The following is a 13,506-nucleotide window of genomic DNA, read 5'->3' as shown; positions in this document are numbered from 1 at the left end:
TTGAATGAGCCTCAGCGTACACCAACTCAGTTTTCGCTACGGTCGGCGCCAGGCGCTGGACAATATCAACTTCAATTTGCAGGAAGGGCAATTGAATGCCCTGCTGGGACCCAATGGCGCAGGCAAGAGTACACTCTACGCCCTGCTCACCCAGCTCTATAGTCTGCAGGATGGCGAAATACGGCTGGATGGCCAGACGGTGAGGCAACATTCACGCTTACTGAAGCAAAAGCTCGGCGTCGTGTTCCAGCAAAGCACGCTGGACCCGGATCTGAGCGTGCTTCAGAACCTGGAATACCATGGCGCCCTGCACGGCCTGTCTTCACGTCAGGTGCGCCAGCAGGCCGATGAGCTGCTGGCTGAAATGGGGCTGGCGGATCGCCTCAAAGACAGTATCCGCAGCCTCAATGGCGGTCACCGCCGCCGTGTGGAGATTGCACGTGCCCTGCTCCATCAGCCATCCATTCTGCTGCTGGACGAAGCCACTGTTGGCCTGGATACAGCTGCGCGCCAGGCCATCAACCGTCATGTACGTCAGCTTTGCCAGGCACAATCGTTGACGGTGCTCTGGGCCACGCACCTGATCGAGGAAATCCAGCCCCAGGACCCGGTGCTGGTACTGCATCAGGGCCGCCTGCTGGCAGATGACAGTGCCGAATCCATCTGCATGCAACACAATGCTACCGACCTGTCTGATGCATTTGAGCAACTCACTGGCCTTAAGGATTCACCTGCATGCATCTGAACGCCTATTTCATCGCTTTCAAGGGCATTCTGAAGCGTGAATTTTTGCGCTTTATTCACCAGCGCACCCGCTTTCTCAGCGCATTGGTCCGCCCATTATTGTGGCTGGTCGTGTTTGCCGCCGGTTTTCGTGCTGCACTGGGGGTTTCAATCATCCCGCCGTACGAAACCTATATCACCTACGAAACCTACATCCTGCCGGGCCTTTGCTGCATGATTCTGCTGTTTAACGGCATGCAGAGCTCATTATCGATGGTGTATGACCGGGAGATGGGCAGCATGAAGGTACTGCTGATGAGCCCGCTGCCCCGCGCCTGGCTGCTGTTTTGCAAGCTGATCGCCATCGCACTACTGTCGCTGGCACAAGTGTATGCCTTCATCGGCCTGGGCTGGCTGGTGGATGTGGAGCCACCGCTCATTGGTCTGGTTACCGTGCTACCTGCCCTGCTCCTGACCGCGCTGATGCTGGGGGCAATCGGTCTGTTTTTGTCATCTCGGATCAGACAGCTGGAGAACTTCGCCGGGGTGATGAACTTTGTCATCTTCCCCATGTTCTTCATGTCTTCAGCGCTCTACCCATTGTGGAAGATGCGCGAGTCCAGTGAATGGCTGTATTGGGTCTGCAGTGTTAACCCCTTTACCCACGCGGTTGAGCTGGTTCGCTTTGCACTCTATGCCGAATTCAATGCCACGGCCTGTCTGGTGACAGCAGGCACGGCACTGGTGTTTACCGTGCTGGCGTTGATGGGATTCAAAACGGAGCAGGTCGCCAAAAGCAAGGCACGCTAGGGCGATAGTTTGTGCAAACAGAATGGCCGACGTCAGTCGGCCAGCAGATGTGTCATCAAGGCACGCAATTTGCCGGGCTTCACCGGTTTATTCAGCACCAGCACACCGGCATCCCGAAACGCCTGGCGTGTTTCCGAGCTACGATCGGCTGTCAGCATCACCATCGGGACAGAGTGCAGGCCGGAGTCATTCAATAACCGACGCAATTCCAGACCGGTTTGTGCGGCCTCAAGGTGGTAATCCGCCAACACCAGGTCAGGCGTCACAGCCTCAGCCGATACAACCGCCTCTTCCAGCGTTGCCGCCAACTCTGTCGTTACTCCCCAGCCAGATAGCAGTGCTTCCATACTGGCCAGGATTTCCGGGTCGTTATCCAGTACGAGAACACGCCTGTCAGTCAAGGCATCCGCATCCAGCTTGGGTGGCTGAACCAGGGGTGCGAGGCTACTGGGTGACTGCGTTGCCAAAGGCACACGCACCTGGAAACAGGAGCCGGACCCCACGACCGAGTTCAGGCTTAGCGGGTGCTCAAGCATGCGCGCCATCCGCTCGACGATGGCCAGCCCCAGCCCGACACCGCCCTTGCGGGACTGGTGATGACTCAAGCGACAGAATTCCTGAAAAATCGCTTCCTGCTTGTCTTCGGGAATACCACCACCGGTATCCCAGACCTGCAACAACAGGTGATTTGCCTGACGCCTCAGCCCCAGCAATACACCGCCGCTGTCCGTATAGCGAAAAGCGTTGCTGAGGAAATTACGCAAAATGCGTGTCAGCAAGCGTGGGTCACTGGTGATCCATAGATCGCGACTGTGTACCCGAAAACTCAGTCCGGCGGCTTCTGCTACAGGTTCAAACTCTCCCTGCAAGGATTCAAGCAGACGGCTGATGGGGAAACTCTGAAACTCCGGTTTGACCGCGTTCTGGTCCAGCTTGGAAATATCCAGCAGGTCCGTCAGCAACTGTTCGGCGCCATCAAGTGCCAGATGCACGCGGTCCACCAGTCGCGCTTCGTCCGCGGGCAACTCGCGCTCCTGCAGAGCAGCAATCAGCAGCCGAGCCGCATTCATCGGCTGCAACAAGTCATGACTTGCAGCCGCCAGGTATTTATCCTTACTGCGGTTGGCAGCTTCAGCATCCTCACGTGCCTGCAGTGCTGTCTGTTCTGCCTGCTCACGGATCTGAACTTCCTTCCACAACCGGTCGTTGAGCTGCACCAACTCGCGGGTACGCTCTTCAACACGCTGTTCAAGTTCTTCATTGAGCGAGCGCATGCGTTGCTGCACCCGTTTGCGCTCGGTGATATCCGCTACGAAGGCGACGATGGCAGTCTGATCTTCCTTCTGCCGCAGCAGAATGTTCATGGAGACTTCGACCGGCATACCATTGGATTTGCGCAGGCGCGTCTCGTACAGAAACAACTGGCCGTCATTTATCAGCCGCGCCGTCATCAAACGAAACTCCTGCTCACTGAACAGAAGATCAGCAGCGAAGTTGAGCCCGTCCGTCATCGACGCGGCACCCGGATACTCACAGATGCGGGCCAATGCCCGGTTAACCTTGTTGATACGCCCCGTCAGATCCATCTGAAAAATGCCGTGCAAGGCATTTTCGAACAGCCATTTATAACGGTTGCGCTCATCCTCAAGCTCTTCAACTTTGCTGAGCAGCTCGGGGTAATAGCTCTTGCGTGCCGACTGGCCACCCAGGCCAATCAGGTCTTCGAAGGTTGCTTCAGCCGTGTCAGAGGGCTTCTTCATATACCGCCTCAACGTCACGCAAGTTAGACTTGCGCGGGTTGGTCAGAATGCATGGGTCTTTAATCGCGTTTTGACTCAGATACGGGATATCCGTGAGGTGTACCCCCTGGTCCGCCAGGCTCTGATACAGGCCGACTTCGTGTTTCAAAGAGATCACGTGCTGCATCAGGCGGCGCTTGATCTGGGACTGGCTCAAGCCACGTGGGTCGATCCCCATGGTTTCAGCAACTACGCGAAAACGGTCGGTGGCGGAGATGTAGTTATAGTCAATTACATGCTCCAGCAGCATGGCGTTACACAAGCCATGTGGCAGGTCCAGATAACCGCCCAGGCTGTGGGACATCGCATGCACTGCCCCCAGAATGGCATTGGAAAATGCCAGCCCGGCCTTCATGGAACCCAGCATCACCTGTTCACGCAGATGGTTGTCTTCCGGTTGCTCAACCAGCAGCGCCAGATGGGTGTTAATCAGGCGAATGGCGTCCAGCGCATGCATATCGGTAAGCGGGCCGCTGCCGGTGGACACAAAGGCTTCAATCGCATGAACCAGTGCATCAACGCCGGTGCAGGCGGTCAGAAAAGCATCCATGGTGCGCGTTGTATCCGGGTCGATCAGCGCCACATCCGGTACAACCGATTTGCTCACAATGGAAAATTTGAGCTTCTCGTCCTGATTGGAAATGATGGCGAACTGGGATACATCGGCGGATGTACCGGCCGTCGTGGGAATAAAAATCAGCGGCGGAATCGGGCTTTCAATTCGGTCGATGCCTTCAAACTCGATAATGCTGCGGCCATGGGTACTGACAATGCCGATCCCCTTGGCACAATCCATCGGGCTGCCACCGCCCACAGCAACAATGACGTTACAGCCATGCTCGCGGTAGATTTCAGCCCCCAGTGCCACCTGCTCTACACGAGGGTTGGGTGAAACTTGGGTAAAACGAACACAGGGTAGGTCCTGCTCTGCCAGTAGTCCTTCTATTTCATCGACCCAGCCGGCCGCTTCAACACCGGGATCGGAAACCAGCAGCACCTTGCGTGCACCGAAGGTTTTGGCGTAGTTGCCAACGGTCTTGCGCGCGCCGCTTCCGAAGATGATTTCCGGAGAAACAAACTTGCGCAGACGAGAGATGTCCGAACTCATATTCCTGCCTCACGCGGGAGAGGAACCCCGCAACGTCGTTCTTGTTATCGTTTCGCCATTATACCTGTGAGGTGTGTCGGAGCCAGCCTACAAAAGTGCACAAAACGTCACAAAAGACGACAAGCTTTGTCCTCGATAAAACTTTAGTATTAGGTACTATTGTCCTCATTAAATCTCGCCAAGGCAGCAATGCGCTGTTACAGGTAACGGAGGACAATCCCCAATATGGATACCAAATCTCCCCTATATCAACATGTGGTTATTGTCGGCGGCGGCGCCGGCGGACTTGAGCTGGCCACCCGGCTGGCACGCAAGTATCGTCGTAAGGGCCTCAAGGTCACGCTGGTCGATTCCGAAACCACGCATATCTGGAAACCCCTGTTGCATGAAGTGGCAACAGGATCATTGGATGCCGGCATCGACGAACTGAGCTACAGCGCTCAGGCACGTAGCGCCGGGTTCAAATTCCAGGTTGGCCGCATGGAATCAATTGATCGCGAACAGCGGTGTATTCACCTGGCGCCGGTAAAAGGCCAGGACGGCAAGACACTGCTACCGCTGCGCTCGCTCTACTATGATTACCTGGTCATGGCCGTGGGGAGTGTCACCAATGACTTTGGTGTTGAAGGCGTTGCCGAACATTGCACCTTCCTTGATTGCCGCAGCGAAGCAGAGCAGTTTCGCCGTACCCTGCTGGAAGCCTATCTCAAGGCCAGCAACAGCCCTGACCAGCGCCTGCGTATCGCCATCGTGGGTGCCGGTGCTACAGGTGTCGAGCTTTCCGCCGAACTCTTTAACGCGGCACGCGAACTAGCCGCCTACGGTCTGTCCAAACTGGATCGGGACCGTATGGAAGTGATCCTGATCGAAGCCGGGCCCAGTATTCTGCCAGCCCTGCCCGAGCGTATTTCGACAGCAGCGCGGCAGGAGCTGAGCAAGCTGGGTGTGCAGGTGCGCGAAGATACACGTATTACCAGCGTTACCCCCGAGGGCCTGCTGACAGACAAGGGCGAGATGATCGAGGCCGAGCTCAAGGTTTGGGCTGCCGGTATCCGTGCGCCTGACTTTCTCACTCAGCTGGACGGGCTGGAGTGCAACCGTATTAACCAGCTGGTTGTTACACCTGACCTGCGCACGACACAGGATGATCGTATCTTCGCTCTGGGCGACTGTGCAGCCTGTCCCAAACCGGACGGCACTGGCAACGTACCGCCCCGTGCCCAGGCAGCACACCAGATGGCGACCCATATTTTCAAGCAGTTCCGCAAGATTGTGCGTGGCGAACCCCTGCCGGCGTATGAGTACAAGGATTATGGCTCCCTGGTCTCACTCAGCCGCTTCAGCACCGTCGGTAGCCTGATGGGCAACCTGACCAGCGGCAGCCTGATGGTAGAAGGACGGCTGGCACGTGTTGTCTATGTATCGCTCTATCGACTCCATCAGTTAGCGGTACACGGCTATATCAAAACCTTCCTGATCACGCTGGTGGATCGCATTAACAAGGTGATCCGACCACGACTTAAATTGCACTGAATCATCAAGCCTGCGGTCACACCGGATTTGCAGCACTGAGCTTTGCCGGCCCTCTGGGCCGGTTTTTTTTGCCCACGTACTAATTGATTTGTGTGCATTTCCCCCTAATTTTGCGGCGTCATAACAAACGTTTGTTTCATATGCATTACATTGACTATCACGAAAAACCCCATAGAATGCGCCCCTTTTTCGCGCTGGCCTTATAAATCATGCACATCTCGTTTTTTGACTACACTGAAACAGCTGTTTGCCTGTTTTGCACACCAGGCAACAGCAAGCCAGTCTCCTGGCTGCGGTATTGCCAAGCAACGGAACCTGACCAGGCTATAACCGAGTTTGAGGCGAACGACGCATGAGAAAGAATCTGCCAGTTACCAACACGGAACGCCGTTTTGAACCTCATGAGAAGTTGATTTCGACAACGGATACCAAAGGCAAAATTACCCACTGCAACGATGTCTTCGTCAATATCAGTGGTTATACCCGGGACGAATTGATCGGCCAGCCACACAATCTGGTCCGCCACCCGGATATGCCCGAAGCCGCATTCAAAGTAATGTGGGAACACCTGAAGGCTGGCAAACCCTGGATGGGGCTGGTCAAGAATCGCAGCAAAAATGGTGATTTCTACTGGGTCAACGCCTATGTCACCCCGGTAACCGAAAATGGCCACACCATCGGCTATGAATCAGTGCGCACCTGTCCTTCTCGTGAGGATGTGGCCCGTGCTGAACGTGTTTACACTCAGTTGAATCAGACCGGAAAGCTCCCCAGCCGTCTCCAGTTGCCCTGGCCATGGCTATGCCTGGGTGGCGGTACACTGGGCGCGGCGGCCTTGAGTATTGGCGGCTGGCCTCTGGCCGGATTGGGACTTCTGGCACTAACCGCAGGTGCTACCCAGCTGGCACAGCAACATCAACAGCAACGCAAGTTGAAAGACCTGGTGGCGCTGATGCCTGCAGCCTTCCGGCATCCGGTTGCAACGGCAACCTACACCGATTCATTAGGGCCTGTTGCTGAAGCAGAAGTTGCCATTAAAAGTGAAGCGGCACATCTGGATACTGTCTTGACGCGTATTGATGACGCCTCCTCCATCTTGAGCACCCAGGCCAGTTCAAGCCTGGAAATGTCCGAGCAGGCATTTGATGCCATGAATCGCCAGCAGCACGAAACGAATCAGGTGGCGGCGGCCATGCACGAAATGAGCGCCACCATCAACGAGGTTTCCGGACATGTCCAGGAAACCGCGCAGCAGGCAGAAAACTCCAGTCAGACAGCCCTGCGTGGCAGAGAACTGGCCGCCACCACCAGTGATTCAATCGCTCGGCTGGGTAAAACAGTGAGCGGTATTTCTGAAGCCGTGATGTCACTGGCAGAGCAGACCGAACAGATTGCACAGGCAGCAGAGATGATTGAGCAGATTGCCGATCAGACGAATCTGCTGGCCTTGAACGCGGCCATAGAAGCAGCCCGTGCCGGTGAGCACGGTCGCGGTTTTGCTGTGGTAGCTGATGAAGTACGAAGCCTGGCCCAGCGGACTCGAGAATCTACTCAGGAAATTCACGGCATCGTGGACGAACTTAAGAAACGAGCCAGCTACTCCGTAAACGTGGCCAAGGAAGGTGAAACCGAAGCAGCGGACGGATTAACCCAGGTTGAAGAAGCCGGCACCCTGCTTAATGACATTGCCGGCATGATGGATAACATCGCCAACATGTCCATGCAGATGGCAACCGCCATCGAAGAGCAGGCCCAGGTATCCGAGGACATCAACAAACAGGTCGTTAATATTTCCGACCTGTCAGATATCAGCCTTAACCGGGCGCGAGATTCGGCCGACACCACGCGTGAGCTGCGCAAGGTGTCGACCGATATGCACGAACTGGTAACCGGCTTCAAGCATTAAACCAAAGCCTGCCAGAATCACATCAGGATCATGGCCACGCAGGCAGCTGTCAGCGTGCCCATACCGAGATTGAAAAAGCGCCAATGGGCAGCTGTTTTCAACAGGCGGCCGATCATGACACCAAAGCCGGCCCAGAGCGAGATGGATGGGAAGCCAATCACCGCCATCACCACAATAAACAGCAGTGCCGAAGCCAGGAAGGCATCCCCGACCAGCGTAAAGGAAGCCAGACCTGAAATGGACATAACCCAGGCCTTGGGGTTTGCAAACTGGAAGGCAGCGGCCTGCAACAAACTCATGGGCCGAGCATCTTCATCGCCCTTGGTATCAGGCGGCGGTGCACTGGCAATCTTCCAGGCCAGCCACAACAGGTACACACTCCCCGCCAGTTTCAGCAATGTTTGAAACTCTGGCCACTGGGTAAACAGCGTTCCAAGACCCAGCGCGACCGCCACATTCAATAACGCACACCCCAGCACAATACCCACAATATGCGGAACCGTTCGGCGAAAACCGAAGTTGGCTCCCGAGGCAGTCAGCATCATGTTGTTAGGCCCGGGTGTTGCTGTCATGGTGAAGACAAACACCGCTACAGGGCCTAGCAATGGCAAGAGATCAGGCAAGGCATTATTCATGGCGGCAGTCCTGGATTGTAGGGGGTTCTTTAAAGTATTGATTGGCACAATTATCAAATTGAATTGATACAATTGACTCTAAACCCCAGCAGGTAATGTCACAATGTTTACTTTGTGACACATACAATCTATTGTCAGGGTGACAATTCTGCCGGAGACAGACCATGGATCTGCATGATCGCGCACGCCAACGCTGCCAGTGGCTACCCGAACTGCCCGCTTCAGCCTCACCTTTATACAAGGCACTGGTTGAACGCCTGGCCAGCGACATTGCCTCCGGCACACTAAAACCTGGAGACCGCCTGCCACCACAGCGTCTTTTGGCCGATGCCTTGCAGGTGACTGTGGGCACGGTTACCCGCGCCTATCGCGAAGCAGAACGCCGTGGCCTGGTAGAAGCTCGTGTCGGCAGTGGCACCCGCGTTAAAGGCGGACAGGAGCAGACGCCCCACTTCCACCACTTGAGTCGCGCAGGTCAGGACAGCATCGATCTTTCACTCAGTGTGCTGATTCCCAACCCGCTCAGAGAACAGCAGCTGGCCGCAACACTTGAGCAGCTATCGCGCATGCCTGATGCCATCCAAACGGTGATGAACTATCAACCCGAGCAGGGCTGCCCGCAACAGCGCGCCCAGCTCAGTGATTGGCTGGCTCGGCAAGCACTGGAGATCGGTGCAGATGAAATGATCATCACCGAAGGCGGGCAGCATGCAGATTTCCTTGCCTTGCAAGCTTTGATCAAGCCAGGTGAAGCCGTTGCCTCAGCTGCACTCACCTACCCGGGCATGATTGCAGCTGCACGCCAACTGGGCCTTAAACACCTCGCTGTGCCCTCGGATGCAGAAGGCATTCGTCCTGATGCCCTTGAGCGCCTGTGCCAGCAGCAACGTATCCGCCTGCTCTATGTGATGCCGGAATACAGTAATCCCGGCGGCGAACAAATGACCCAACAACGCCGTGAAGCCATCGTTGAAATTGCTCGCCGGCATGACATGCTGCTATTGGAAGATGGTGTCCAGTTTGTGCCCAAGGAACTGCGCGGTACGCCCCTGTTTGAGATGGCTCCCGAGCGCGCCCTGTACATTTTCAGTGTCTCCAAACTGCTGGCGGGTGGTTTGAGGTTTGGTGCTTTGCGCGCGCCAGCCAATCTGATGCCGCAGTTAAGAGCTGCCTTGCGTGCTCAATGCTGGGCGCCGCCCGGCTTGATGGGGGCCGTGGCCTGCCGCTGGCTGGCCAGTGGGGAGGCAGACGCCATCCTGAACTGGCAGTGGCAGGGCCTGCAGGAGCGCCAGACCCTGCTGCATGACATTTTGGCCGGTTACACCGTGCAGTCACACCCCTGTGGTTTCCACGCCTGGCTTACCCTGCCCGAGCCCTGGCGGGCTGCCGATTTTGTTCGTCACGCTGAAACCCGTGGCATTATCCTGATCGCCTCGGACCCTTTCTGTGTTGGCAGCCAACCCGCCCCCCAGGCCGTCCGCATCTGTCTGACACCTCCAGCTGACACCGACCGGTTAAGGGAAGGCCTGCTGCGATTACGGGAAATGCTGGATGAAGCGCCGCCCATGCTGGCACCGCTGATTTGACCAGGCCCCGTCTCGGCGTGTTATATAGAGTTACCCCCATTTTGAAGGAGTATCAGCAACATGAGTGTGGAAATTTCCGGTCTGTTTGGTCTGATTCTGCTGGTTCTGGATGTGATGGCCATCATCAAAACCATTCAAAGTAACGCCAGCACCAGCACCAAGGTCATTTGGGTCGTTGCGATCCTGCTGCTGCCCTTGCTGGGTCTGATTCTCTGGTTCCTGTTCGGCCCCAAAGGCTGACGGTCATTTAGCAAATTCTCGGCAGCTGCTCACCGGTCAGTGGCTCAAGCAAACGCCTGCCGCCGAAGCCGCTTTGCAGCTGCACCTTTCCTGGCAACTCTGCCACCACCTGTCCAATCACCTGCGCATCACACCCGTATGGATGTGCCCGCATACTGCTTAAAACCTCATCTGCAGCTGACGCTGACACAGCAGCCACTAACATACCCTCATTGGCGAGATACCAGGGCTCCAACCCCAGAATTTCACAAAAGCCTCTTACTTGAGGTCTGACTGGCAGCGAACCTTCCTGCAGCACTATTCCTGTTTGCGACATCTGGGCAAACTCATTCAGTACCGTTGCCACACCACCGCGTGTCGCATCACGAATGGCATGAATATCCGGGCTAACCTTTAGCATCTCCTGAACCAGTCCATGCAGCGGGCGACTGTCACTGCATACATCCATCTCCAGTGCCAGATCGCCGCGTGCCGCCAGTACGGCTGCGCCATGATCGCCCAGGTAACCGCTCGCAATCAGCACATCACCCGGCTCGCATCGACGGGCTGCCAACTCAACGCCCTGGGGTATAACACCAACGCCTGCGGTATTGATAAACACCCGGTCGGCCTTGCCTCTGGGCACCACCTTGGTATCCCCGGTCACAATCGACACATTCGCTTCGCGGGCAGCACTGGCCATGGATGCGACAATTCTTTCCAACAGAGCCCGCTCAAGCCCTTCTTCCAGAATCAAGGCACAACTGAGGTAACGCGGAATAGCGCCACCAACAGCCAAATCATTGATGGTGCCATTAACGGCCAGACAGCCAATATCTCCACCGGGGAACTCTATCGGGTCAACCACATAGCTGTCCGTGGTAAAGGCCAGGCGGTCCCCCTGGCGAATGAAGTCAGCCAGCTCTAAACGCGCCTGATCTTCTCGCTGGTACAGGTGTTCATTATCAAACGCCTGCAGAAACAGGGATTCCACCAGCTGACTGGATGCCAGACCACCTTCCCCCTGTGCCAGCGAGATACGTTCTTTATCCGACATCCCTGTGCTCCCCGGAACGATACAAATACCTGGCGGCGCAAGCACCTTCGGAGGACACCATCAATGCGCTAACCGGTTGTGACGGGGTACAGACTCTGCCAAACAACGGACAGGCCTGAGGCTGAAGTGCGCCCTTGAGAACCTGGTCACAGCAGCCCTGCTCAACGATGTCTGAAGGCTTGGAAGCATCACACAGGAAATGCTGCTCGGCATCGAAGTGACTGTATTCAGGCCTGAACTGAAGGCCTGAGCCGGCAACCTCTCCCAGCCCTTGCCAGTAATCACTGGCACGGGGCTCGAACAGCGTCGATATTGCCTGCTGCGCCTGTGCATTGCCCTGCTTTCGCACTACTCGGGCATACTGGTTCTCAATAACTGAAGTCCCGCAGGCCAACTGTTCCAGCACCATTTGCAGGGATTGCAGAAGGTCCAAAGGCTCAAACCCCGATACCACCAGTGGTTTGCCATAAGCTTGAGCGACAAACTCGTAGGGCTCGGTGCCAATGACCATGCTGACATGACCTGGCCCGATAAAGCCGTCGTTCTCAAGCTCAGGGTCGTCCAGCAGTGCTTTCAAAGTGGGAATGATGCTGATGTGCCGCGCCAGCATGGTGAAATTTTCGACGTTTTCCCGCTCAGCCTGCAACATGGTAAGTGCGGTTGCCGGAATCGTTGTCTCGAAGCCGATGGCAAAAAACACAACTGAATGATCTGGATGCTGTTTGGCCAATGCCAGTGCATCCATGGGGGAATATACCGTGCGCACATCAGCGCCGGCTGCGCGGGCCTGCAACAGGCTCATGCGGGTGCCCGGCACACGCAGGGCATCGCCAAAACTGGCCAGAATAACCTTTGGCTGCAGCGCAATCTCAATGGCCGTATCAATTGCATCCCTTGGCAGCACACATACAGGACAGCCCGGCCCATGAATCAGCTCCAGCCGGCTCGGCAAAAGCCGGTCCAGGCCGTACTTGAAGATAGTGTGCGTATGACCACCACAGACTTCCATCACCCGCACCGACTCGCGATTTGCCAGGGGCGCTGTATTCAGGAGTACCTTGATCCGCTGCAGCAGGTGTTCAGCCAGCTCGGGATCTCGAAATTCATCCACGAATTTCATGGCCGTCCATCTCCTGCTCCAGCGCTTTCATCTCGTTCAGTAATTGCAAGGTCCGTTGTGCTTCATCAGCATCAATGACACTCATGGCAAACCCGACATGGACCAGTGTCCACTGCCCTATCAGACTTTCGGGTTCGGTCGTTTCATCCAGCAGACAGGCCAGGCTAACCGAGCGCCTCACACCACTGATCTCTACCCAGGCAGTGCCCAAGTCAGCGTTATCAATGGCGATTATTTTCCCCGGCACACCCAGACACATGGCTTACTCCTGGTCAAACTGACGCTGGAGTGTTTCCAGCTCTTCCTGTAATTGATTGATACGGTCAGCCACCAGTGCCTGATACGACTCTTCCAGCCAATCAAGCCAGCCTTGCAAACCGGCCCCGGTTTGCGCTGAAAGCTCCAGCACTTCGATGTCGGGATTAATCAAACGGGCATTGGCGATACATTGCGCCACGTCGAAATCAACATGGGGCAAGAGGTCGATCTTATTGATCACCATCATCTTCGACGCCGCAAACATGTCTGGATATTTCAGTGGTTTGTCATCACCTTCGGTGACCGACAGGATCACCACCTTGGCCGCTTCCCCCAAATCAAAATTGGCCGGACACACCAGATTACCGACGTTTTCAATATAGAGAATGCCATTTCGCAGCATACCCAGGTCATCGAGTGCATGACTCACCATATGCGCATCGAGATGGCAGGCAGAACCAGTATTAATCTGCACCGCGTGAGCTCCCGTCTCGCGGATACGGTCAGCGTCACGCGTGGTTTGCTGATCACCTTCAATAACACCCACTTCAATACATCCGAGCTGGGCCATGAGCGTTTCTTCCAGCAAGCGCGTCTTGCCTGCACCGGGGCTGGACACCAGATTCAGCACCAGCAGGCTGGAATGCTCAAAGTGTGCCCGGTTGGCCTCGGCATGCCGATTGTTCAAGCTGAACAGATCCAGTTCCATTTTCAAATGGCGCCGTTCTTGTGTTTGCTCAGATACTTCATTA

Annotated in this window: 13 protein-coding genes; 6 read left to right on the top strand and 7 right to left on the bottom strand. The window is 55.9% G+C overall.

Annotated features, from left to right (window positions below):
* Nucleotides 1–4: 4 nt before the first annotated feature.
* Nucleotides 5–745, top strand: a complete 741-nt coding sequence (locus BW956_RS07705) for an ABC transporter ATP-binding protein (protein WP_076462175.1) — start codon at nucleotides 5–7, stop codon at nucleotides 743–745.
* Nucleotides 736–1,533, top strand: coding sequence for an ABC transporter permease (locus BW956_RS07700; protein ID WP_217695108.1), 798 nt, complete (start codon nucleotides 736–738; stop codon nucleotides 1,531–1,533). The genes BW956_RS07705 and BW956_RS07700 overlap by 10 nt, the downstream gene beginning before the upstream one ends.
* A gap of 32 nt (nucleotides 1,534–1,565) precedes the next feature.
* On the opposite strand, the gene BW956_RS07695 is transcribed toward BW956_RS07700, so the two are convergent.
* Together BW956_RS07695 and ercA are read right to left on the bottom strand one after the other, a co-directional pair.
* A complete protein-coding gene (locus BW956_RS07695) occupies nucleotides 1,566–3,293 on the bottom strand; it encodes a PAS domain-containing hybrid sensor histidine kinase/response regulator (protein WP_076462173.1) in 1,728 nt (575 codons plus the stop codon).
* On the bottom strand, nucleotides 3,277–4,440 hold the full coding sequence (gene ercA / locus BW956_RS07690) for an alcohol dehydrogenase-like regulatory protein ErcA (protein ID WP_076462172.1): 1,164 nt from the start codon (nucleotides 4,438–4,440) through the stop codon (nucleotides 3,277–3,279). Before ercA ends, BW956_RS07695 begins: the two co-directional genes overlap by 17 nt.
* A gap of 225 nt (nucleotides 4,441–4,665) precedes the next feature.
* Here ercA and BW956_RS07685 point away from each other — a divergent pair, with 225 nt between their 5' ends.
* Nucleotides 4,666–5,973, top strand: coding sequence for an NAD(P)/FAD-dependent oxidoreductase (locus BW956_RS07685; RefSeq protein ID WP_076462170.1), 1,308 nt, complete (start codon nucleotides 4,666–4,668; stop codon nucleotides 5,971–5,973).
* A gap of 352 nt (nucleotides 5,974–6,325) precedes the next feature.
* Entirely contained in the window at nucleotides 6,326–7,879 is a 1,554-nt protein-coding gene (locus BW956_RS07680; protein WP_076462168.1) for a methyl-accepting chemotaxis protein, read from the top strand.
* Nucleotides 7,880–7,896: 17 nt separating this feature from the next.
* Here BW956_RS07680 and BW956_RS07675 read toward each other — a convergent pair whose 3' ends face one another.
* Nucleotides 7,897–8,514, bottom strand: coding sequence for a LysE family translocator (locus BW956_RS07675; RefSeq protein ID WP_010323095.1), 618 nt, complete (start codon nucleotides 8,512–8,514; stop codon nucleotides 7,897–7,899).
* 164 nt (nucleotides 8,515–8,678) lie between these two features.
* Between BW956_RS07675 and BW956_RS07670 the strand changes: the two genes are divergently transcribed.
* Together BW956_RS07670 and BW956_RS07665 are read left to right on the top strand one after the other, a co-directional pair.
* A complete protein-coding gene (locus BW956_RS07670) occupies nucleotides 8,679–10,100 on the top strand; it encodes an aminotransferase-like domain-containing protein (protein ID WP_076462166.1) in 1,422 nt (473 codons plus the stop codon).
* Between the two features lie 60 nt (nucleotides 10,101–10,160).
* Nucleotides 10,161–10,340 (top strand): PLDc N-terminal domain-containing protein, encoded by a 180-nt coding sequence (locus BW956_RS07665; RefSeq protein WP_010323093.1) that lies wholly within the window; start codon nucleotides 10,161–10,163, stop codon nucleotides 10,338–10,340.
* A 7-nt stretch (nucleotides 10,341–10,347) separates the two neighbouring features.
* On the opposite strand, the gene hypE is transcribed toward BW956_RS07665, so the two are convergent.
* From hypE to hypB, 4 genes are read right to left on the bottom strand one after another with little or no spacing between them, the layout of a single operon-like run.
* Complete coding sequence (gene hypE / locus BW956_RS07660; protein ID WP_076462164.1) at nucleotides 10,348–11,376, bottom strand: hydrogenase expression/formation protein HypE; 1,029 nt, start codon at nucleotides 11,374–11,376, stop codon at nucleotides 10,348–10,350.
* Nucleotides 11,366–12,496: a hydrogenase formation protein HypD gene (hypD, locus tag BW956_RS07655; RefSeq protein ID WP_076462162.1), complete on the bottom strand. Its 1,131-nt coding sequence runs from the start codon at nucleotides 12,494–12,496 to the stop codon at nucleotides 11,366–11,368. Before hypD ends, hypE begins: the two co-directional genes overlap by 11 nt.
* On the bottom strand, nucleotides 12,480–12,755 hold the full coding sequence (locus BW956_RS07650; protein ID WP_076462160.1) for a HypC/HybG/HupF family hydrogenase formation chaperone: 276 nt from the start codon (nucleotides 12,753–12,755) through the stop codon (nucleotides 12,480–12,482). The genes hypD and BW956_RS07650 overlap by 17 nt, the downstream gene beginning before the upstream one ends.
* A 3-nt stretch (nucleotides 12,756–12,758) precedes the next feature.
* Nucleotides 12,759–13,463 (bottom strand): hydrogenase nickel incorporation protein HypB, encoded by a 705-nt coding sequence (hypB, locus tag BW956_RS07645; RefSeq protein WP_076462619.1) that lies wholly within the window; start codon nucleotides 13,461–13,463, stop codon nucleotides 12,759–12,761.
* Nucleotides 13,464–13,506 lie beyond the last annotated feature (43 nt).

It is taken from the genome of Marinobacterium stanieri (assembly GCF_900155945.1).
GTDB classification, from domain to species: Bacteria; Pseudomonadota; Gammaproteobacteria; order Pseudomonadales; family Balneatricaceae; genus Marinobacterium; species Marinobacterium stanieri.
Note: the sequence above shows the minus strand (reverse complement) of the source record. Positions and strands in the feature narration are given on the sequence as shown.